Annotated in this window: 17 protein-coding genes and 1 pseudogene; 10 read left to right on the top strand and 8 right to left on the bottom strand. The window is 54.2% G+C overall.

The annotated features are described in order from the left end of the window. Positions 1-427: 427 nt before the first annotated feature. The 4 genes from AC2FLP_RS11795 (at position 428) to AC2FLP_RS11780 (ending at position 4,578) form a co-directional block, all read left to right on the top strand. A complete protein-coding gene (locus AC2FLP_RS11795) occupies positions 428-2,815 on the top strand; it encodes a zinc-dependent metalloprotease (protein ID WP_496686175.1) in 2,388 nt (795 codons plus the stop codon). A 129-nt stretch (positions 2,816-2,944) separates the two neighbouring features. Beyond that, positions 2,945-3,235: a hypothetical protein gene (locus tag AC2FLP_RS11790; RefSeq protein WP_170342835.1), complete on the top strand. Its 291-nt coding sequence runs from the start codon at positions 2,945-2,947 to the stop codon at positions 3,233-3,235. Beyond that, positions 3,232-3,465 (top strand): hypothetical protein, encoded by a 234-nt coding sequence (locus AC2FLP_RS11785; RefSeq protein ID WP_496686172.1) that lies wholly within the window; start codon positions 3,232-3,234, stop codon positions 3,463-3,465. Before AC2FLP_RS11790 ends, AC2FLP_RS11785 begins: the two co-directional genes overlap by 4 nt. Before the next feature lie 27 nt (positions 3,466-3,492). Continuing rightward, on the top strand, positions 3,493-4,578 hold the full coding sequence (locus tag AC2FLP_RS11780) for a hypothetical protein (RefSeq protein WP_496686170.1): 1,086 nt from the start codon (positions 3,493-3,495) through the stop codon (positions 4,576-4,578). Positions 4,579-5,277: 699 nt separating this feature from the next. Here AC2FLP_RS11780 and AC2FLP_RS11775 read toward each other — a convergent pair. Continuing rightward, a protein-coding gene (locus AC2FLP_RS11775; protein ID WP_496686185.1) for an IS3 family transposase occupies positions 5,278-6,575 on the bottom strand; the annotation gives its coding sequence in 2 pieces (ribosomal slippage) (positions 5,278-6,293 and positions 6,293-6,575; 1,299 coding nt in all). Between the two features lie 90 nt (positions 6,576-6,665). Further along, positions 6,666-7,346 (bottom strand): IS6 family transposase, encoded by a 681-nt coding sequence (locus tag AC2FLP_RS11770; protein WP_496686182.1) that lies wholly within the window; start codon positions 7,344-7,346, stop codon positions 6,666-6,668. Between the two features lie 60 nt (positions 7,347-7,406). On the opposite strand from AC2FLP_RS11770, the gene AC2FLP_RS11765 reads away from it, so the two are divergent. Continuing rightward, complete coding sequence (locus AC2FLP_RS11765; RefSeq protein WP_496686167.1) at positions 7,407-7,811, top strand: potassium channel family protein; 405 nt, start codon at positions 7,407-7,409, stop codon at positions 7,809-7,811. Between the two features lie 146 nt (positions 7,812-7,957). On the opposite strand, the gene AC2FLP_RS11760 is transcribed toward AC2FLP_RS11765, so the two are convergent. Both AC2FLP_RS11760 and AC2FLP_RS11755 read right to left on the bottom strand, forming a co-directional pair. Beyond that, positions 7,958-8,857: an SMP-30/gluconolactonase/LRE family protein gene (locus tag AC2FLP_RS11760; protein WP_496686165.1), complete on the bottom strand. Its 900-nt coding sequence runs from the start codon at positions 8,855-8,857 to the stop codon at positions 7,958-7,960. After that, the gene (locus AC2FLP_RS11755; protein WP_496686163.1) at positions 8,854-9,816 is read right to left on the bottom strand and encodes an AraC family transcriptional regulator; all 963 of its coding nucleotides are present in this window, start codon (positions 9,814-9,816) and stop codon (positions 8,854-8,856) included. Before AC2FLP_RS11755 ends, AC2FLP_RS11760 begins: the two co-directional genes overlap by 4 nt. Positions 9,817-10,469: 653 nt before the next feature. Between AC2FLP_RS11755 and AC2FLP_RS11750 the strand changes: the two genes are divergently transcribed. The 5 genes from AC2FLP_RS11750 to AC2FLP_RS11730 all read left to right on the top strand — a co-directional run bounded on the left by AC2FLP_RS11750 (position 10,470) and on the right by AC2FLP_RS11730 (position 16,179). After that, on the top strand, positions 10,470-11,819 hold the full coding sequence (locus tag AC2FLP_RS11750) for a metal-dependent hydrolase family protein (protein WP_496686161.1): 1,350 nt from the start codon (positions 10,470-10,472) through the stop codon (positions 11,817-11,819). 2 nt (positions 11,820-11,821) lie between these two features. Beyond that, entirely contained in the window at positions 11,822-13,111 is a 1,290-nt protein-coding gene (locus tag AC2FLP_RS11745) for a carbohydrate porin (RefSeq protein ID WP_496686179.1), read from the top strand. A 44-nt stretch (positions 13,112-13,155) separates the two neighbouring features. After that, positions 13,156-14,022: a hypothetical protein gene (locus AC2FLP_RS11740; protein ID WP_496686158.1), complete on the top strand. Its 867-nt coding sequence runs from the start codon at positions 13,156-13,158 to the stop codon at positions 14,020-14,022. 67 nt (positions 14,023-14,089) lie between these two features. After that, on the top strand, positions 14,090-14,455 hold the full coding sequence (locus AC2FLP_RS11735) for a hypothetical protein (RefSeq protein WP_496686156.1): 366 nt from the start codon (positions 14,090-14,092) through the stop codon (positions 14,453-14,455). A gap of 32 nt (positions 14,456-14,487) precedes the next feature. After that, positions 14,488-16,179 (top strand): amidohydrolase family protein, encoded by a 1,692-nt coding sequence (locus AC2FLP_RS11730; protein ID WP_496686153.1) that lies wholly within the window; start codon positions 14,488-14,490, stop codon positions 16,177-16,179. Between the two features lie 211 nt (positions 16,180-16,390). Here AC2FLP_RS11730 and AC2FLP_RS11725 read toward each other — a convergent pair whose 3' ends face one another. The 4 genes and pseudogenes from AC2FLP_RS11725 to AC2FLP_RS11710 form a co-directional block, all read right to left on the bottom strand. After that, entirely contained in the window at positions 16,391-17,134 is a 744-nt protein-coding gene (locus tag AC2FLP_RS11725) for a DUF3299 domain-containing protein (protein ID WP_299642392.1), read from the bottom strand. 19 nt (positions 17,135-17,153) lie between these two features. Then, positions 17,154-18,779, bottom strand: a complete 1,626-nt coding sequence (locus tag AC2FLP_RS11720) for an amidohydrolase family protein (protein ID WP_282121148.1) — start codon at positions 18,777-18,779, stop codon at positions 17,154-17,156. Positions 18,780-18,823: 44 nt separating this feature from the next. Next, entirely contained in the window at positions 18,824-20,368 is a 1,545-nt protein-coding gene (locus AC2FLP_RS11715; RefSeq protein WP_282121147.1) for an amidohydrolase family protein, read from the bottom strand. A gap of 277 nt (positions 20,369-20,645) precedes the next feature. Next, positions 20,646-21,082, bottom strand: a pseudogene (locus AC2FLP_RS11710) (transposase); the annotation flags it as partial. Between the last annotated feature and the right edge of the window lie 417 nt (positions 21,083-21,499).

Raw genomic sequence — 21,499 nt, 5'->3', positions numbered from 1 at the left:
TCGAAGGTGAGGGCAGTTTGAAACCCGCCGTTGGCTTTGCGGACTATACCTCTGATACTTATCTGTGTTTGTTTGATGCGCCGACATTCGCGCTTCGGCAGCCAGCGTTCGGGCAACGCGCCGCGAAAGATGAAGGGGAGCCCATACTTCCCCGATGCTGCGTGCCGCACCAGCGGCGGCCATGCCGATCGTGCGGACTTTCGCCGCTAGCGCAAAGTCCCTGCGGGCATGGAAGCAGAAGCGGTTCAGGTGGGCGGTTTCCGGAGCTTGGCCGCGGATACGGCCTATGGCAGCTTTGTGAGTTCTCAAACTTATACTTCAGTGTTAGCATTTTCGAATGTCGGACACTTGCAAAACTACCAGACTGGAACGTCCGATCTCTGGAAACGTGAGCGCGCTTGAAAAATCGTCGACGAGGAGACCCATGATGCGCTTGGCATTCGCACTTTGCATTGCCTTTGCTGTCCCGCTGATGCCCGCCAATGCCAGGGCGCAATCGGCGAGCTTTCAGGAGCGTATAGCCGGTGCCGAGGTTCGATCTGGAGTCTTCGACCTCTACCAAAAAGACGGCGATCTGTTGCTTGCGATACCGCGCGACATGTTCGAACGCAGCCTCATCTGGTACGCCGAAGTTTCCAGATATCCCACCGACGCAGTGGCATTCGGCGGAAACGCCTTGGGGGCCCGCCTGATCCAGTTGGAACGGCGGCCCGATCGGATCATGGTGCGGTCCCTTTCAGGGACCTCGTTCGAAAAGGTTTCGGGCGATCCCTATTACACTGGCGGGCGTGACAAGCTTCGCCCTGTGAACCTCGCTGTGGAACGCGCCAACCTTGGTCCCATCATCGTCGATTTCCCGATCCTCGCGGAAAGCGACACTGGCGCCGTACTTGTGGATTTGCAGGAGGTGTTTGGGGGCGATATCGCCGGTTATTCGGTCGCCGCCCAATTGGCATCTACCGGCCTCGCTCCCGGGTCAAACGACCCCGACCGATCCTACGTTGCTGAAGCATCAGTTTATCCCGACAACCTCTTTGTCCGCTCACAACTGACCTTCGAAGCGACCGATCAGGTCGGGCTGGCACAGCCGATTTCGTTGGAAACGGCGCATTCGATTGCCGTGTTGCCAGAAACCCCGATGGAGCGTCGCCCCTATGACGACCGGGTTGGGTTTTTCTTCACCGAATATCTGGTTTTTGAAAGCGCGTTCGGCGACGTGCAATCACGCGACCGTGCCGCCCTTCGCTTCCGCCTGGAACACGCCGACCCGGATGCACCACGCCCGTCGGACCCGGTTGAACCGATCGTTTTCTATCTATCCCGTGAAATCCCTGATCGTTGGCGTCCCTACATTCGCCAGGCGGTTGAGGACTGGAAGACCGCCTTCGAGGCCGCGGGCTTTACCAATGCAATCATAGCCCGTGACGCGCCAAGCCGGGATGAAGTCCCGGGCTGGTCCCCGGAAGATGTTCGCCACAGTGTCATCCGCTGGGTTGCACAGCCGGTGCAGAACGCGATGGGGCCAAACATCCACGACCCCCGGTCCGGCGAAATTCTCTCCGCCCATATTCTGGTTTGGCCGGACGTCTTGAACCTTTTCAGCCGCTACTACTATTTGCTGATGCACCGGACCGATCCCGCCGCGGCCAAACTGCCGCTGCCGGAGGAATTGCAGGGGCGCATCCTGCGGTACGTCGTGTCACATGAGGTGGGCCATACGCTCGGGTTGCGGCACAACCACCGCGCCTCGACGGCCTGGTCGACGGCACAGCTCAGGGACCCGTTATTCACTGCGGAGAACGGCAGCACGTCCTCCATCATGGCCTATGGGCGGTTCAACTACGTGGCGGAGCCGGATGATGGCGTCACGCAACTCATTCCTATCATTGGCTCCTACGATCGGCACGCCATCCGATGGGGGTATTCCTCCGATGTCGACGCAGAGGAGCTTGATTCCATCGCGGCGGAAGCCGAGGAGCGTCCGGAACTCATTTGGGGAGCAGGCGAACGTGGCGAGGAGTATCTTGCCCAGTTCGATCACCGTGTTCAGACTGAGAACATTGGGGCAGACAGGATCTTGGCAACGCGTGCGGGGATCGCCGCGCTGCACGCGAGCCTTGCGGCGTTGCCCCTGGCAGTAGAGGACGCGCGCAATCCACAAGCCATGCTAGAGGAGACCTACGGAGACGCGCTCAATCGCTATGTCGGTATCGCTGGAAGCGTCGGCAAGCTGATCGGCGGTGTCACACAGACCTCCGGCGACGACCGACCGTTCGCCTATGTAGACCCTGAAGAGCAGAGGAGAGCCGTAGAGTTTCTTACCGGTGAAGCCATCCATGGCCTCAGTGCTTTTGCAGACCCGGACTTGCTCGGACGTTTTCGGCCCGTCGGAGGGTTGATTTCGGTCGAAAACGCAGCGGCGCAGATCATGGACGAAGTCCTGAACCGGAAGAGCGTCAGGATGGTTTACATGCAACGTCGTCTCCTGGGCGACACAGCCATGTCGCTGCAGGAATACGTCTCGCTGGTCACCGAAACACTATTGAGCGATCTGCCGTCAAAGGAACTGGTTTCGCCAGCGCAGAACGGTGCAATAATAGCCTATATCGACATCCTGACCGACCTAACCACCGAGGATGGCAATGCCGAGGATCTTGTCGCACTGGTCGATGCCGAGTACCCGTTGGAGGTTGCCATGGTCGCAGTTGGCGGACTGAAGGGAACCTCCATCGGGGAGATAGCGAGCGCGGAACTCGACCGTGTGAACGCTATGCTGGGTAAGGGTCTTTCCGAACAAGGCGAAGAGGAGCAGTAGCGGTGCTGGCTCGTCGGTCCAGCGCAAGGATTGAAGGCCAAAAAGAACCCATTCTGTTTGACGAAGTCTGATGGCGCACTAGGCTTGGGTCTAAGTTGGCTGACATGGAAATCTGAAAGGACATTTTCAATGCTAAAAACTATCGGCGCGTGCCTTACATTGATGGTTGCAGCCAATGCTGCCCAAGCCTTTGACAGGCAGATAACCAACGCCCTCAAGACCTGTCACGACTACCTGTGGCAAGTTCCCGAGTTCGCAGATCTGCCCAATGCTGCGATTTCGGTGTTCCCCGCTTCGGAAAACGGCGACACCATCGTCGTGAACTGGAATGTCAACTGGGACCAGCCGACAATTCAAGCCGCAGGTAACTGCACGGTCATTGGCGGCAATGTCGAAGGGTTCGAGGATTACACCAAGTGACATCGCAAAATAGACGAGCTCTGGCACCGGCAATCGTCATCTGTCTGAGTGTGCTAGCCGCCTGCGACGCCAGTGAAGACGAGGTGCGGACTGCCGCGACCATCGGGGCCTCGGCTGCGCTTGCAGCCGAGGTCGCTGAGGAAACCAACAAAGCGACCGATTACGATGCCATCGCACAGGAAGCTGTCTCCGATGTGGATACATCCGATTTCGATGCGCTCACGAAATAATCGCGTTGTACATGGGCCGGATGAGTTATGAAATGGTTGGTATGGACTGGGACCTTGTGCTGTCTGGCGCTTGCCGTCGTCGTTCTGGCCGTTCCACAGGTTCGGTTTCTGTTCTTCGGGCTTCCGGAGCAACGGCTGGAAGGTAGCGCAGTTTCCAAAGCCGAAACAGGATCGGCGCCTGTTGCCGAGGCGACCCGAGTTCAAGTGGAACAGGCGTTGCGAGATGCGGGCCTGAGCGAAAAGCCACTTCTGGGCGACATTTCTATCTCCGGTCATCTCGCCCGCCTCGATGACGGTGTGGTCACATCCCAGCAACTGATGGAATATGCCGAGGGGCTTAGGGCGCTCGCTCTTCGAACCGGTGATTTCGGCCGCCAGATTCCATCGACCTTCTGGGACGTGGATACCGACCAGTTGCGCGCAGATGGTTGGGATGCTTATCGCGTTGTCGACGCGCTTGCGTCAGTAGAGGGCGAACCATACCTTGAAGCGCTCGGCGGCGCCTACACCCGGTTTCACGCCTTCAAGCTGGCCGAGATGTCAGGGGGCGGCACTGATGACACGGCGCTCGACACGGCGCTTGACCTGTTCCAGGCAGCAATCAAACTGATTGAGATAGTTCCGCCGGAGCACATGCTGGAGACTTCGGAATACATTCGCGGAAGGGAGCAGGCTGCGCTCTACCTCTGGCAGCAATTGATTGTGGGGTCCTCGCGCCGCAACCCACTCACACATATCAAGCTGTTCAACCACGGATTCACCACGCGGTTCCATGTCGGAACGATCTGGCAATACGAAACCGGGATCGCACTGGACAACTCATCGATCTGGGGCGTTTCCGGCTTCGCACCCGAATTCGTTGGCCCGCCGGAGAACAACAACCAGGTCGAACATATGTCGATCAGCATGACGGTTCAGGGCATCCTGCGAGAGCCGCTTCTGGTCCTTGAGGCCTTCGAGGAGTTCGAGACCCTTTCCGGATCGGCCACCGCAGCCGAGGCAGCTGCCGACGACGCGTTGAATGCTGCGATCCAGCAGGAGTTCATTCCCGGTTTCGAGGACGATCTTCCGTCGGCAGTTGCTGCGCTGCGTGAGCAACTGCATGAGCGCTAATTGATTCAATCGCCAGTAATAACTGCAGCTCGCAAAAAACGGTTTATGAAACCCACCTGTGACCAGCACATTTTGCCGAACAAGGTGCCCTTAGCGGTCGTCCGCTTTGAGTTTTGACTAACGGCCGCACTGCGTCGTTCGCTACACGCGGAGTTATGTTGCACTTGCGTAGCCGTCACAATGCGAGAAGGCCGGCAAAGCTCAGTTAGCCGTCGTCTGGCTGAGTTTGGTGAGCGGCAGGTTTGTCCGCGCTGCCGACATCTGGCCAAGTGTTCGATTTAAACTCTTAGTTCAGCTTCCGACATGCACCGGAAGTGTTTGAGTTCGCCCCAGATGCGTTCGGCAGTCTCCTTTGTTGGATAGCTCTGGCTCAGAAAAACCACGACCTCCGATCTCGCGTACCTGGCCGAGCGCTTTATCTCGGCAACAACAAAGCTCGGGTGGGCGAGATGTGCTGCTGTCACTGAACTAAGCAACTTTGGCATCTGTTCGCCACGTTTCAGGAATGTGCGCGCTGCTTCCACGCTCGAAAACACCCTCGGCGCTCCGTTGGCCAAGCCCTGAGGTGACACCCGGATGGCGCCGTTCTCAAGCAAGCCATCTGTTATTGCGGCATCGAGACGGTCTGGGGTTGTCAGAGATTTTGGGACAGATGGCGCTCTGATCTAAGAGAGAGCGTGGCTCATCTGGTTGGATTGATTATGCGGCGGATTTGCGGTGAAGCAAGCGCCGGGTTTCGATGGTCTTTCGCTTGATCCTTTCTCGTTGTTTTAGAATGGTCTGTCCGCGTCCGAAGTAGATATCAGCGGGCGTGAGGTTTTGTAAGCTTTCGTGGTAACGCCGGTGATTGTAGTGATCGACGAAAGCATCGATCTGCTGCTGAAGGTCACCGGGCAGATAGTAGTTTTCCAGCAAGATGCGGTTCTTGAGAGTCTGGTGCCAGCGCTCGATCTTGCCTTGGGTTTGCGGATGGTATGGCGCGCCTCGAACATGATCCATTTTCTGATCTTCCAGCCATTCGGCAAGCTCACCAGAGATGTAGCTGGACCCGTTGTCGCTGAGCAGGCGTGGTTTGTGCAGAATCGTCGCCTGATCGCAGCCCGAAGCCTGCAAAGCCAGGTCCAGCGTATCGGTGACATCACTGGCCTTCATCGTCGTGCAGAGCTTCCAGGCGATGATGTAACGGCTGTAATCATCGAGGATGGTCGACAGATAGAACCAGCCCCAGCCGATGACCTTCAGGTAAGTGAAGTCGGTCTGCCAGAGTTGGTTCGGCCGAGTGGTTTTGTCCCGGAACTCGTCGGCCGCCGATAGAACCACATAGGCCGGGCTGGTGATCAGGTCGTAAGACTTGAGGATGCGATAGACCGAAGCCTCTGACACAAAGTACTTTTCTGTGTCGGAGAAGCGAACTGCCAACTCACGCGGGGAAAGCTCACTTTCCTTCAGGGCCAGGTCCTTGATCTTCTCGCGCACTGGCGTGGGAATGCGGTTCCAGACCCGTGATGGCTTGGGACTACGATCCTCAAGCGCCTCAGGACCACCCGACAGATACCGGTCATACCAGCGATAGAAGGTGGTCTTCGGGATGCTCAGCTTTTCCAAAGTGCGCTTGGTCGGCAGATGCGAGCCTTCGACGAGGCGGATGATCTCCAGCTTTTCAGACGCAGGGTATCTCATTCGCCGTCGTCCCCATCCGCGATCATGCTTTTTTTGAGCAGGCGCAATTCCAAGGCCTGTTCGGCAACCACCTCCTTCAGATCACGGGCTTCCCGTCTCAGATCCTTCACTTCGGTGGAAGTTGCCGCGCGAGCCGTGTCGCCTGCCAGACGTTTCTTGCCGGCTTCCAGGAATTCCTTGGACCAGCTGTAATAAAGGCTCTGCGCGATGCCCTCTCGACGGCACAGCTCCGCAATGCTGTCCTCGCCCTTCAGACCGTCCAGCACGATCCTGATCTTCTCTTCTGCGGAGTACTGTTTGCGGGTCGCACGGCGAATGTCTTTTACGACCTTCTCACCGTGGCTCTGCTTGGTGGTTCTGTTGCAAAGTTTTGAGCCCGCCGAGCAGTTTCAGCAATTGCTCGGGAGTCAGGCTGCGAGCTCAGCGAACTGCTGAAATGGGCAGAGTCCGGGTGTGAATTGCCCCTTGCGGATCATGTGCGAAACCTCGATGCCTGCTAGCGTCGCCGATGCTGAAGCAAAGGCCTTGAACCCCAGCATCGGTCGCGTGCGCCTCTTGATGAAACGGTGGTCCTGTTCAACGACATTGTTCAAGTATTTCCGCCTCACCATCTCGATTGGAATCGGACAACCAAAGCCTTTGAGCATCTTGTTGATCGCCTTTACGCCAGCAGTATTGGCGCCACTTTTGTCGATGACGATCTTTCTGGGAAGGCCGTTGACCTCTAGCATCCTGGCGAAGAACTTTGTCGCAGCAGGTTTGTTTCGGCGTGGGGAAAGCATGAAATCAAGCGTTTTGCCGTATTTGTCGACCGCTCGATAGAGATAAACCCACGAACCTTTCACCTTGATATAAGTTTCATCCATTCGCCAGGACCGGTCACACAATCCCTTCCGTCTGCGAGCTGCATCGGCAATGGCACCGGAGTATCGTGTCACCCAACGGTTCAGCGTGGTGTGGTCAACCGAAACGCCACGCTCGGCCATGATTTCTTCCAGATCACGGTACGAGACGCCGTATCGAACGTAGAAGAACACCGCAAAGAGGATAACATCCTTCGGATATTGTGCGCCTTTGAAGAAGATCATGAGCTGGCTTTCAACTGGTGAATACGGTTGGCCAGCCACCGCCTAACCTGCCCAGCTCCAATGGTCAAAAGTTTGCAACAGAACCATTTACTTCGCCTACTTAAGGCAATTGGACGCTCTTGGAGCATTCCCGATTTTCGAGCTGGATTTGTGCTCGCATCATTGATTCTTTTTTCAGGCACCGTGTTTTATCGTAGCGTAGAAGGCTGGAGTTGGACGGACTCACTCTATTTCAGCGCCACCACAGTATCCACGGTAGGTCTGGGCGATCTGTCGCCGCAGACTGATCTGGGGAAGATTTTTACCGTCGTTTACATCTTTGTCGGAGTGGGGGTTTTCGTTTTGTTGTTTACACAATTTGCTCGGGCTCTAACCCATGTTGAGAATGAGAGAGTTTTAAAGGATAAGGCCGCAAGCACAGAGGCTTTGAAGCCAGCACACTCGCCTGAATCAGACACTGAGTGATATTGATCTATCCCTCCTTCGCAGTGCCAGAGGCGATGAGCCTCTTTCATTTTGGCCACGCCGAATTGAGAAGTGAGCGATCTACGTATTAAGGGAAAATTTCTCGTTGGCTCATGCAGTCTGGTCCAGACCAATGACTTAACATGCTATTGGGGGATGACGGATCGTGGATAACCCGCGCCGCGAACATCGACTTCTGCTATCTCTATTCGGCCGTTTTGTTGCGCCATCGCAAGTGGATCACCGGTGCAAACAAAGAGGGTTGTGCCATTTTGGCCACCGAGCATACATGCAATTCCACCTTGAGAGATCACAACCTCATCAACCTGCTTACCCGTAGGAGAGATACATCGGACTTTGGCCTCAAGCGGGTTAGCAACCCATATGTTACCAGCTTCGTCTAGACATATTCCGTCTGGAGCGGACTTGCGTGTGAAGGTTGCTTCGAAGTCTTCAATCACGCCGAGGTTATCAAAGGCGACGTGTACATAGTGTTCCAAGAGACTGTTATCAGAGCCAAATTTCAATTGCGACAGGCGGCCTGCGAATGACTCTGCCATGGTCAGCGTTCGCCCGTCGGGCGTGATAGCAAGGCCGTTTGGAAAGGGCAGCTCGTCGCAGAGAACACTTGCGATTCCGTCTGTTTCCACAACAATAAGTCGCCCTGACTGGTAAGGATCGACACCGACCTGAAAGCCGCTGTCTGCGATGAAAATTCGGTCGCCTGGCCCAACAATCAATTCATTGGGGTAAGCTGCAATGCCGTCAAGATCAAGGAAGGTTGAGAACGCTTCGTCATCAGGGCCGCGCTTGAGGATTTTTCGATCGAACGCAGCAGCTAACACCGCCGTACCATCGGACAGAAAATCCATTCCAGCGGGTCCACCAGAGACCGGGATATGTAGTGTTTGCGTTCCATCTAGAGAGACAGACCTAACTCCAGACTTTTCCGCAAAGGCCTCCGTTATCCAAAGCTCTCCAGCATGCCAGCGCGGGCTTTCAGGCCAAACTAAGCCCTCGCAAATAACTGTTGTCTCGTTTGTCATGTGTTCATCAACGCCTCGTTTTGGGTTTGATTAAGAACCTCAGATGGGAGTTCACTGAACTGTCTGAGAAAACACTCCGCAAAACGCCCTGATTTGGTGAAACCCGTGTCCAGAGCGACTTGCTTCACCGAGTGTGGCGGATTGTCTTTGTCGGTTAATCTTTCGCGTGCGGCGCTCAGCCTGAATGCCATAAGGCATTTGTACGGCGCCAAGCCGTGAACCTCTTGAAAACACTCAAAGAGACGGGTTTGACCGACACGCGTTATCGCGCAGATTTCTGAAAGACTGGGTACGGAACTAGAGTGCGCGAGTGTAAGCTGGCGTGCCTCGGCAACCACATCTACGGCGCGACGGCTTAGTCCTCTTGTTACTGCGTTCGCACTTTCGGCCGAACGGAATTCCATAGCCAAAACATCTATGAAGTCGCGCTCAGCAACTTCAGGCATAAAATGTAATTCTTGGCGAGCCCCTAGTGAACGCTCCACCTCCATCGCGGCGTGGATCTGCCCCGCAACGGCTTGCAACAGGACAGTGCTCGGCTGAATAATAGATGCGCCAAATTCGAAAGAGCTATCACACCCGCCATTCATGGATCGCATTGCTGATTCAATTGCTTCGCGTGTTGCTCCCAAAGTGATGGCGTCACGGTTCTCGCCCGCTGTCGAGTAGCCGTTCAAACAGTCTGCGAGAAAGGCATCGCCCTCGCTGACTTGGTATCCATCAAAAACATAGTCCCCGCTCCACGTAAGAGGGATATGCAGGGTGATCCAATTTGGATCCGGAACATTGTAGGCGGTATAAGCTTGTGGCACGTGCATGCGCGTGATCACGCAATTTCGTCCTGCCATCTTGAAAGCGCGCATCGTTGGGCGGCGATTACCCAAAAACACGATACCGCCTTCGACAACCGGCAGCCCGATGTTTTGCTCGCGCATAGTTGAAATTGCGCGCAGGCCCAATGTCCTCCCGAGGTCCGAAGGGGCAAACAAACCAGATTGTGTATCAAAATCACTTATCACAGCAGATCAAAAACCAATCTTTACAGAAATCAACAACAAGCCGAAGAACCTGCGCAATATAGTTGCGCAGATGGCGAAAAAAATTGTGTTTACCAACAATGGAGCATGCCTTGATGTCTGTCACGACAAAAAATCGTGTGAAAATCTCGTGCAGGTTGATTTGATGGGGAGATGATCCTCTTACTTGACCTCCGTAATTGAGCCGCTGCCGGCTTCGAAACGGCGCAGATGATTATTCTGTGCGGTTGGTCGTTTCAGCAGCTGGTGCTCAAAATTCGGCTTAGTGACAAGACGTCATGTTGTTGCTGGATTGACATCAAAACGAGTTTCACCTGAGTTCCAGCTCCGCGTTCAATATTGGTTGCATTGCCGAAGTCCGCACTGCAACGCCTTGTCGGTGCACCTACTTGGCACAATGGGCCTTTCAGTCCCTCGGACACTGCGAATTGCACTCGCGTAACTTAGACGTGCGACACATGAAGTTTTCATATCGGATGGCGAGGTGAAAGATTTAGGCCTCGAAATATGGCCCCAAATGCGTGGTTGCCGGTTATCGTTTTCTAATTGATGCAAATTTTTTCAGGAGATGGTTGATGTTGAAACTCAATCGCAGAGCCTTCGTTGCCGGGGGTGCCGCAGCATCTGTGTTTCCAAATGCCGGACGCGCGCAGGTCCCTTCAACCAAAGCCACGCTTATCCGCGGTGCAAAAATCTTTGACGGAACATCAGAAGAGTTGATGACCGGGCTCGACGTTTTGGTGCGCGATGGGATGATCGCTGAGGTGGGCGAGGCATTGTCGGACGCTGATGCCACCGTGGTCGATGCCGACGGGCGAACACTAACGCCCGGAATGAGCGACGCACATGTCCACATCATGTGGAACGATACCATTGAAAATCTGATTTACGCGTCCCCGCAAGAATACACGGGGGCCATGGCCGCTCAAAGCGCAGAGCGCATGTTGATGCGCGGTTTCACAACCGTGCGCGACATGGGCGGTCCGTCCTTCGGGCTCAAACAGGCAATTGACAGTGGCGTTGTACCGGGTCCCCGAATACTTCCGTCAGGGTTCTTCATTTCTCAGACATCTGGCCATGGTGACTTCGATCCAAGGATGAATTATCTGTCGCCGCATTTCACCAACCAGATAGACCCCGCATATTTGCGGGGTTGGACGATTGTTGCCGACGGTGTGCCCGAGGTGCAGAAAGCAGCCCGGGAAATACTTAGATATGGCGCGACCCAGATAAAGATCATGGGCTCTGGCTCAATTACTGGTGCACACGACCCTCTAGACGTCACAGAATACACTCAGGAAGAGCTCTCTGCGATCGTTCAGGCTGCCAAAAATTGGGGCACCTATGCAACGATCCACGCCTATACCGATATGGCGATACAAAACGCTATCAAAGCAGGTGTACGATCAATCGAACATGGCCTCTTTGCGTCCGAAGAAACGATGCAAATGATGAAAGACGCCGACATCTTTTTTTCGACCCAGTTTTTGTCTTTCAGCGTGGGGCCTGAACAGGCGGGAATGACTGGGAGTTCCGTTCCAAAATACCTTGAGGCACAGGCAGGAGCGACCAACGGATACGAACGCTCTAAGGCGCTTGGTCTTAAAATGGCCTTTGGGACCGATATTTTGGGAACGATCGACCTTGGTCCGTTCCAGAGTCAGGAGTTTGTGGCGCGTACTGCCTATTACGAGCCAGTTGATATTCTCCGTCAGGCAACCTCTTTGAATGCGGAGCTTTTTGAACGGTCTGGGCGACGCCACCCCTACTTGGACGGACCGCTTGGGGTCATCAAGGAAGGTGCTTACGGCGACCTGCTTTTGCTCAACGGAAATCCGCTCGAAGACATTTCGCTTTTGGTTGAACCAGAGAGTGGGATCAGTTTGATCATGAAAGGTGGCAAGATTTTCAAGGATGAGTTGTGAATATGATTTTAAAACAAAGACCTACCACATATCTAAGCACCGTACCTTACGTCCGTGCAGCTAAGATCGGGCTGTCGTCTTGGGCCTTGTTTTTCGGCCTATCGGTTTCGCTCCAAGCTGAAACTGCTAGAGGGGCACTTTCAGGGCCAGCGTCCACTCCGTCTCTGCTTGCATCCGATGAACAGGAAAAGAACGATGTTTTGGATGTCGATCTTCAAAAGTCTTGGTCGGAGAGAAAGGCGTCTCTAAAAGAAAGAATCGGTCTGGATATCGGTTTCGATTACAATGCGCTGGCATATGCCGCTTCTGAAAGCCTTGGCGAAAACTCAGCTGGTAGTGGCGCCCTTCGCATGTTTGGTTCATGGGAGCTGGCCGGCCGCGGTTCCGCCAACAGCGGTAGCCTGGTCTTCAAATTCGAGAACCGTCACAGATACGGGGACGTAGCTGTAACCGACTTCGGCGGAGAGATCGGCTATGCGGGACTGGTAAGCTCAGTCTTCAGCGCTCAAGGATGGCGCACAACCCACCTATACTGGGAGCAAAATTTCGCACAGGGTCGCGGCGTTGCTTACGCTGGCTGGCTAGACGTGACTGACTATGTGGATGTCTATGCCCTTGCGAGCCCATGGAGTGGGTTCTCCAATCTCGCGTTTCAAACCGGATCTGGCACCATCGGTGGGCTGCCGGATGGTTCGCTTGGATTGGCGGCAGGCTATTTCTTGAACGACAATATCTATGTTGCAGCGGGCATCGCTGATGCCAATGCGGATGCTTCGGATCCACTTGCTGGATGGGACACACTTTTTGGCGAGGGTGAAACCTTCAAATCGGCTGAAATCGGCTGGACCACGGGTCAAAAAGCGCGCTTCGTCAACAACGCGCACATCACGTTCTGGCAAATTGACGAACGCAAAAAGGCCGGAACGCCAAAAGGCCATGGTGTGGCCTTTAGTTTCAGCCAAATTGTCGGAGATCATTGGTTTCCTTTCCTGCGTGGCGGTTGGTCGGACGGCGGAGGTAGCCTCTATGAGGCCGCATTGAGTGCTGGATTTGGCTACACGCGGGATCCAAGTCGAAATTTACTCGGCGTTGGTGTCAACTGGAGTCGCCCAAACGAAGGCACGTTTGGTTCAGGACTGGATGATCAAATTACGGTTGAGGTCTTTCAAAAGTGGCAACTGACCGAAGGCATCGAGTTTACCCCGAGCATCCAGATAATTCATAATCCAGCGTTCAATCCCAACGAAGACACCATCGCTCTGTTGGGTCTACGCGCTCGTATCGCTTTTTAGAGCTGAGCAGAGCCCGAAAGTTGATTAGTTTTAGGAGCAAGAGTGTGACCAAAAAACCGAGGAAACTCACCGGTGTTTTAGCATTCCCCAAAAGGATTTCATTCGTCACAGCAACAGTGTTTTCGGTCGCCCTGTTGTTTTCGGTTCCGACGTCGGCTCAGGAAGGTGCAAATCTTGATGATATTCAACGACAACTTAGCGACTCGACAGATGCCGAAAACGGGACCAACCCTACCAAGTTGACCACACAGATGGGTCTGCAATATTCTTATAACAAAATAAATCCGAACTTGAACAACGGACTACTGGAGTTTTTCTACCAACAACCGATCGGTGATGGCTCCAAGGCGTTGAAGTTAACTGTTCCTTTTGCGGACAACCCGAACCTCCGTCAAAACTCTAACCTGTTTGAAGATACTACAGTCGGAGACGTCAGCCTGACGTTTCTCAATGTCTTTCACCTGACCCCAAAGGCGGGTGCCGCCTACACAGCAGAGCTGTTTTTAGACACGGCAAGCAATGGTGCTGGCTATGGTCAGATGGCGCTGGAGACTTCGCTATTTTACGCGATGTTCCTCGACAATGGCGCAATTTTTGCTCCGGCCTGGGTGCAGACCTTTGGTCTGGAGGGCGGCAATAGTGCTGGACAGAAACTCAACACAACTACGTTGGATTTCTATTACGTGCCTAAGCTGCCCAATCGGAGACTATTCATGACCTTTGACCCCGCCATTGTCCATGACTGGGAAAGTAACGACACGTTTGGCAGCCTGCAGGTCACCTTTGGAATGTTGACGGGTAAGCTTTTTGGCGGGGACAGCCAAGTTTTTATCAAGCCCGGCGTGGGAATTGGCAAGGACGCTCCGTACGACTGGTCGTTTGAAGTCGGCTTCAAAGTTTTGAACTTTTGAGGTGTGCCGCAGTTGGCGCGATACGGAACCCGTCAAGATTTTGACGAGAACAAGTACTGGAAACACGATGCTACGGCACATACTGACTGCGACGATTTATTCCGCGTTTGCAACGCTAACCAGCGCACAGACCATTGACGCAATCGATCTGAATGGTCTGATTTCTGACACTTCCCCAGAAACTGAGGCCGAGAACATCAACGCAGGGGCCGGCACCACTGCTTTTGACGATCTTGTGCGCTCGGCTGCACTGGACCTTAGCACGATTGGCTCGACGCTGGGAAAAGGCGGTGCTCCCATTCGCAATGGTGTCAGCATCGCTCAAGTGTTCTGCGGCACGCATCAGCGCTTTGAAAGCCGCTTCATTGCTCCAAGCTTTGCAAGTGCGAACACGCAGAAACGCGGATCCTTTGACCCGCTTGCACTGGAATAACCATGACGTTAGCCAACAAGGAGAGTTTTTGGATGTCATTTCCCATCGAGAAAATAAGAGGCAAATTAACGGCGTCTTCCGCGTTGGTCCTATCGGCCGGATTGGTTTTTGGCCAACCGGTTTTTGCGCAGGATTATGACTTAGTAATTCTCAATGGCCGCGTGATGGACCCTGAGACGATGCTGGACTCGGTCCTTAACGTAGGTATCACGGATGGCATCATCCAGACGATCACAGAGGACGAGATCACCGGTAGTGAGACAATCTTTGCGCAAGGGCATGTCGTGTCGCCAGGGTTCATCGATTTCCATTTTCACGCACTTGACGGTCTTTCGTTGAAGTTGGCTGCTTTGGATGGCGTTACAACCGGTATGGACCTAGAGATTGGGGCCATAAACGTTGGCGAATGGTACAGCGCCAAGGAAGGCGCGTGGCCATTGAACTACGGTACTGGTGTTAGCCAAGAGGGTGCCCGATTGCGGGTGCACGACCCAGAGGTCGAGATTGACGGCTGGTATGATGCGCCGCTTTTACTGGGCGGGCTTCGGGCAGAGGCCTGTTCGGATGGGTTCTGCGGTTGGCAGGACGGACGCAGCGATCTGGATCAGTTGAATCAGGTTTTGTCTCTTATCGATGAAGAGCTTCGTCAAGGCGCACTCAATATTTCTTCCACTGTGGGTTACATGGCCAATGGCCTTACGACATATGAAATGTTCAAGACACAGGAAGTTGGGTCTTTTTACGGACGTTACCTTGGGGCGCATGTGCGCTTTCATGGCAGCCCTGTGACCCCCGAAGCACCACTCGGTTTTGATGAAATTCTGGCCAACGCGATGGCGCTTGATGCACCTGTAAGCCTGTTGCACAATAATGATTATGGCTGGTGGGAGAACGAGGAAAAGCTGCAAGCCGCCCGAGCCCAAGGGTACAATGTTTGGTCAGAGTACTATCCGTACACCGCGGCTTCGACGTCAATTTCCTCTGACTTTTTCAAGCCCGAAGTCTACGCCACCTTCGGCGTTCCCTATGAGGACTCGATGTACGATCCCATCGCCGACAAGTTCCTTACGCAGGCGGAATATGAGTCAACGCGGGATTCTGACCCAAGCCGCCTTGTGGTGGTCTTCAGCCCCTCTCGCAAAATATGGCTGCCCTATTGGCTGCGGATGCCGCACATGATTGTCGCCTCTGACTCGATCTACTCTGGCAAAGGTCTCGACAGTTGGGATCTTGATCCGTCTGAGTATCAGGGGCACCCAAGAACGGCTGGCACCCGCGGAACGGTGTTTCGGCTTGGGCGCGAACAGGGTGTTCCACTCATGTTTACTATTGCGCAAATGTCGTATTGGCCGGCGAAACATCTAGGCGATACAGGTCTCCAAGACATGAAGGTGCGTGGTCGAATGCAGGAAGGGATGGTGGCCGATATCACCATATTCGATCCAGAGCGCGTTCGTGACAATGCTACTTACAAAGCTGGTGAACAGGGTAATCCGACAACAGGTATTCCCTACGTCATCGTCAACGGTCAACTGGTGGTCAAGGATGGAGCATTCCGAAAAGTATGGGCCGGCCAACCCATCCGTTTTCCGGTAGAAGATCGCGGCCGATTTGAGCCTATTGTTGTTAAGGAGTGGTTGGAGAATTTCGCGATCAAACCCTTCACCGTCGACCAATCCGGCGCGGACAGCCCGGGAGTGGCTGACTCTAGCGCGTCAGAATGACGTTTAACGTCAGTTATCTTGTCTCTGTTCACGCCGTGGTAAGGAACCTACCACGGCGTGAACAGATCGCTTTTGGTAAAAAGGACCCCTACTGAAAGCCACACGCAAGTACGCTCCTCGGATTAATGTCGGGGAGCTAGTTTATGCGCACCGCTGTTTCACGCTGCCGTCTGACACCTCGCCCATATTAAAACGGCTGCTTCTCCTGATTTCAGTCTGCGCCTGGTGGAGTCCGTGCGAGTGTTTTCGACTGCAAAAGCTCCTGCCATCCATTAAGAGTAACGCTGTTGGCAGATCCAGTGGCCGCAACAACATCCTTTGCATTGAGTTGCCACATACTGTGCATTCGGGTTTCTCCATCTGAGATAAAGATGGTCTCATCGCTGGGTTGCACCCGAAGAGTCCCGGAAACCTGTACCATAACGTAGGGTGTGTTGACTGGAGACAGTTCTTTAAGCTGGACACGGACAAGTTGGTTCGGAGGAGGCGCGGGTTTATGGCTGCACATGCCAATTTCTGGAACGAGATATGCAATCGGGAACCCTGCGTCATTTGATCCCGCCGGAATAAGAAAGCCATTCATTCTGACGTACGAATTCTCAAGCTCGGGGTTCGTCGCGGTGGTGGCACGCTTACGGTTTTCTGCAACTGTCCAACGCTGCGTCAAAAGAGCATCGATATCATGTCCATTGTCCTGAAGCCGTTTTCGGGCATCTTCAAGGCTGGTCATTAGGCGTTCTTGCGCGTCTTCCGGAATGTCGCCTTGCTCAAACCTGGCCTCAAGCCTGACGACGGTCCGAAGCTCCTCAAGCATTTGGAGGCCCATGTCCTGGAACGGGTCTTCGTATATCAGAGCTGCAGGATCCCGCAGCTCTGAAAAAGTGATGGCCTGCGATTCGGCCATGGCCTGTGAACTCATGATCACAACCGCAAAGGCAGCAACGGGATTGTGCATCCAGTTTTTTCCAAACATTTCAGTTCCCACCCTTAGGCGGAATGCCGGGCGCAACATCTGGCATGCCGGTGGAAAACTTGAGATTCCAGGCTTCCTCTGAAACCAGCTCAAACCGTGGTTTGGATTCTGGCTCGAAGCGAATAGGCTGTCCCGCAAATACTTCCAGTAAGTCATCGTCCTGCACTGTGACAGTTCCATTCACGATCACCGCTTTAAAGCCAGTCGACGGGATCGTACCCTGCTCATACGTGGCATTATCGGTCACTGTTGCGGGATCAAAGACCACAATGTCGGCGATCATACCTTCTTGAACGCGTCCGCGTTCCTGCATGGCTTTGAGCCCGGTATCTCCAAGATGCTTTGCAGCATTGTAACTCAGGATGGATAGCAGTTGCATAAGCGGGATGTCATTCTCACGACCCAGACGCAGAGAGATGCTCCGAGCTCCGGCGACACGCGGATGCGTATTGCTGAGTTCGTCGAACGGGGTGTTCCACGGTCCAAAGAGGGGTTCTGCAAACATGGCATCGCTTGCCATGGTTGCACCTTTTAGCGTCAGCCATTTTATCGTGTCTTCTGCGGGCATTTTCCAAAGGAGAATTTCCTTTGTTGGCTCACTCTTAACGCCTTCTTCGTAGGTCGCTTCGGTGTAGAAATTACCAGTGATTGGATCCTGCAAAGTATCTTCGAACTTGTGACCAAGACGCTCGACCCAGTTTTCCGGTTGAATGAATACCGCGTTCAATGCCGTAGAGCCAGCGGCGTAAGGATAGATCTCGCCCCAGATGTTGTGACCCTGTTCCTGAAGTCGTTGGATAATCTCATGGGCCAAACGCCAACCGGGATTGTTGTAGTGGTTAATTGTGGCCGGTGCACCCAGAGCGAGCGCATTGGCGATGATCTCCTGCGCTCCCAGGTTCTCGTGGACTGAATCGTCTGGCGTGAAACGGGTATGAACGGCCGTGTGTCGACCGTATCGCGCGCCAACCTTTTGCACTTCAAACATTTCGCGGGTGGTGACCCCATCCCGCATATACCCAACCGTGCTGCCGATGCCGAGAGCACCATCCTGCAGCCCCTTGTCGATGATCCGCAAAATCTCGTTTCCGCTGTCGAAATCCGCCTTCCCAAGGCTCCAGCCCGAGTCTTTTCGCGTCTCTAAGGCGGCCGCTGGCCCCATCACCAAGACGTCCTCATTGTCGAACCCGTCAATGGCCATGGCACGCGCCTGTTCGTGGCTTGAAGCACAGCCATAGTTGGCTTGGGTGACATCCTTGCGCATCTCGTACCACTTGGCGATGACAGTGCCGGCACAGCCTTCCTCAATGTCCATGCTGCTGGTCAGCCCATCGCGCAAGCCAAGCGCATAGCCGAGCGGCGCCTGCCAATGGAAATGCGTATCGATGAAGCCAGGCGCCACGACATGACCAGTCGCGTCGATCTCGGATGTGCCGGAAAGCGGCTGCTTGGAGATCTTTGCAATCCGACCCTCCTTGATGCCGACATTCGCAACGCCGTCATAGAGGGTTTCGGGGTCCATCACCCGACCGTTGCTGATGACAATGTCAAACTCCTGCGACTGGGCAGAAAATGCACTCAGTGCCAGAACTGACAATGCAAGGGCGAAAGCAGGGCTTTGCTTCATAATCTTCTCCATAAAACCAATTTCTTGGATGCTTCTGGTGATGCCTAGTCCGCGAGAGGACGGCGGATCGGGCGGCCATGAGGGGCATCGAGAACCAATTCTCCGTCGCGTACGACAACGCCGCCGTTCACTATAACAGTCTGCACGCCCGTTGCCGGTTGGTTGGCATTCTCAAACGTCGCGTTGTCAGTAATGGTTGCTGGATCAAAGACAACGATATCGGCATCCATCCCGATCTGGATGCGCCCCTTGTTGCGCATTTGCGGGACGAAATCCTCCAGCGTCTGCGCGGGCATTAGGGACATCTTGCGAATTGCTTCTTCCAGCGACATCAACCCGCGTTCGCGCACGTATTCACGCAAGATCTTTGCAAAGGTGCCCGACGATCTGGGGTGGCTGAACACGTTATCAGGCAAGGGCCATGCATCCCCTTCGTAATTGGATATCCCACCGTTTTCGTCAAAGTAGGACCAGAAAACTGAATCGGATTCGATCAGTATTTCGGGATGCGTGATGGACGCGTCGAGCAGAGCGAGATCCGTCGGGTTTTCCTCATCAAGGAAATGCCATGTGATGAAGGTGCCGGGCTTGTTGGCTTGATAATCTGCCAATTCTTCCTCGGTCATGCGGTCAGCACCCAGTTGAAAATTCTCTGCCGTGGACGACATTCTTTCGCGCCAGTTTTCGCCACTGAACATAGCCGCGCCCACAACTGTGTTTGCAGCTCCATAAGGGTAGGCACCCACAGAAATATTGATACCTTTCGCCTTGGCATCGTCCACCAGTTCGAGAGTTGCGTGAATGTCGGACAGAGACGTGCTGTTGATGTGACAGATGTGCATGTGGGTGCCGGTGAGCGCTGCGTTTGCTATGAGCTCCTTCACTGCCTCAAATGAGCTCTGCGGCTCAAGATTGCTGGCATAGCGCACATGGGTGAAGGTCGCCGCACCGTATTCGCCCGCCAGTTTTGCGAGCGCGTAATACTCCTTCTGGCCATATCCTGGGGCGTATCCGGCATTGATCCCGATCCCCAAGGCGCCCTCGCGCAACCCTTCTTCGACGAGCGCAAGAATGCGGTCGGTTTGCTCAGCGCTTGCTATGTCGAGTTTCCAGTCATCTCGCCCCTGCGCGTCCTGAAAATAGCCCGGCGTGGCCAGCGGATCGGTGTTGGTAAACGTCGCAATGCGCCCAAAGGTCCAGGCTGCCGAAGCGCCAAAGTTGATCGGCAACCCCTTTTCCTCTTGAGTGGCATACCAGTCCTTGATCGGCAGCACCCCGGACTCCAATTCGAGCGCGGTAGTCACGCCCTGCATCGCTTGCATCCTATAGTCGCCAATGTTTTGACCATGAGCGTGCAGATCGATGAAGCCCGCAGAGACGACATGGCCCGAAGCGTCTATCACGGTTTCACCTGTCAACGCGAACTCGCTAATTGCTGTGATTTTGCCATTTTCGATTGCGACATTGCGGACAGCATCTAGGCCGGTTTCAGGATCTATCACCCTGCCATTCAGAATAACGACATCATTTGCAAATGAGGGACTTGCAAGTGCGATAGAGAGCCCCAGTATTCCACAACTTCTTAACATAACCAAAAATCCTAATCTCCGTTTTTTGCACATTAAGGCAAGGGAACTTCGAATTCAAAAATAGTTAGGCCCAAATCTTTCGTTGGCTTTGTCAGGTTGGTGGTGGAGGGTTGGTGATAATCTTCCATCTGATGGAACCTGTTCCCCGAGACTCCCTCATTCATAACGGGAGGTTGCGGGTTTTTCATATTCTTCGTCGTCAGTTTGGCAGCGATCCTCTTCATTTCCTTGCGGATGTCAGGGCCGCCATTGTCGCTCGATCCAATAGCGCGACAATAGCTGGCTCCGGTGGACGATCGCGCCGAACAGATCTTCGGATCGACACCAACGAGCCTGCACGCTCGACGTTGTGAGATATCATGATCCCGCACCGCCCAAAGCACCGCATTCCGTCGGTCTGTTGGTGTCGTCAGCTCTTTACCAGAAAATCCTTTAGAACGACGTTGTCCAGCATCTGATCCGCCAGTTGGCGTTTGAGCTTCGCGTTCTCATCCTCCAGCGCCTTCAGCTTGGTTGCATCCGACACTTCCACTCTCGGGACATCGCTTCGCGATACCCTGCCATGCAGTGCATGCCGCCGTATTTGGATTTGAACATATAGAGTGTGCCCTGACTCAGTCCATGCTTGCGGCACACTTCTGCAGTCGGCATCCCGGCTTCCTGTTTTTTGATCATTCCGATGATCTGCGCTTCTGTAAAACGGCTCTTTCGGATCTGTTTGCTCCTTCAAAAGGTTGAACAAACTCTACATCAGAACGAGGGACGTTTCGCGGAGCAGGTCAAAGGCTATCGCGTAAGGCAGCTTTGTCCGCGACCAGGTCCTTGCCTTTCGTGACCTCGCTGCTTGATGTTTGAACCGCAGTTTGTCACGCTGCACCGTGATACCAAAAACTGAGCAGATGCAGAAAATTCTATGCCGGGTGCGCGCAGCGAAAAATCGTCACTTCTGCTATGGGCTCAGTGTTGCCGTTCTCCGCAGCAAGCATGATTGGCTGGTCCCAGCCTGAAGCAGGCATTCACAATCACGCTTTTCAGTTTTGCACCAAGCCATTGACTAGGTTCTGGACCTATTAATTTGGTTGCGGTCGACTTGGCTGCGTGATTCAAGCCCCTGAGTTTCAGGGGTGTATC

The sequence above is a fragment of the Ruegeria sp. CDSA141 genome (assembly GCF_059612005.1).
This window is presented reverse-complemented; position numbering and strand designations above follow the sequence as displayed.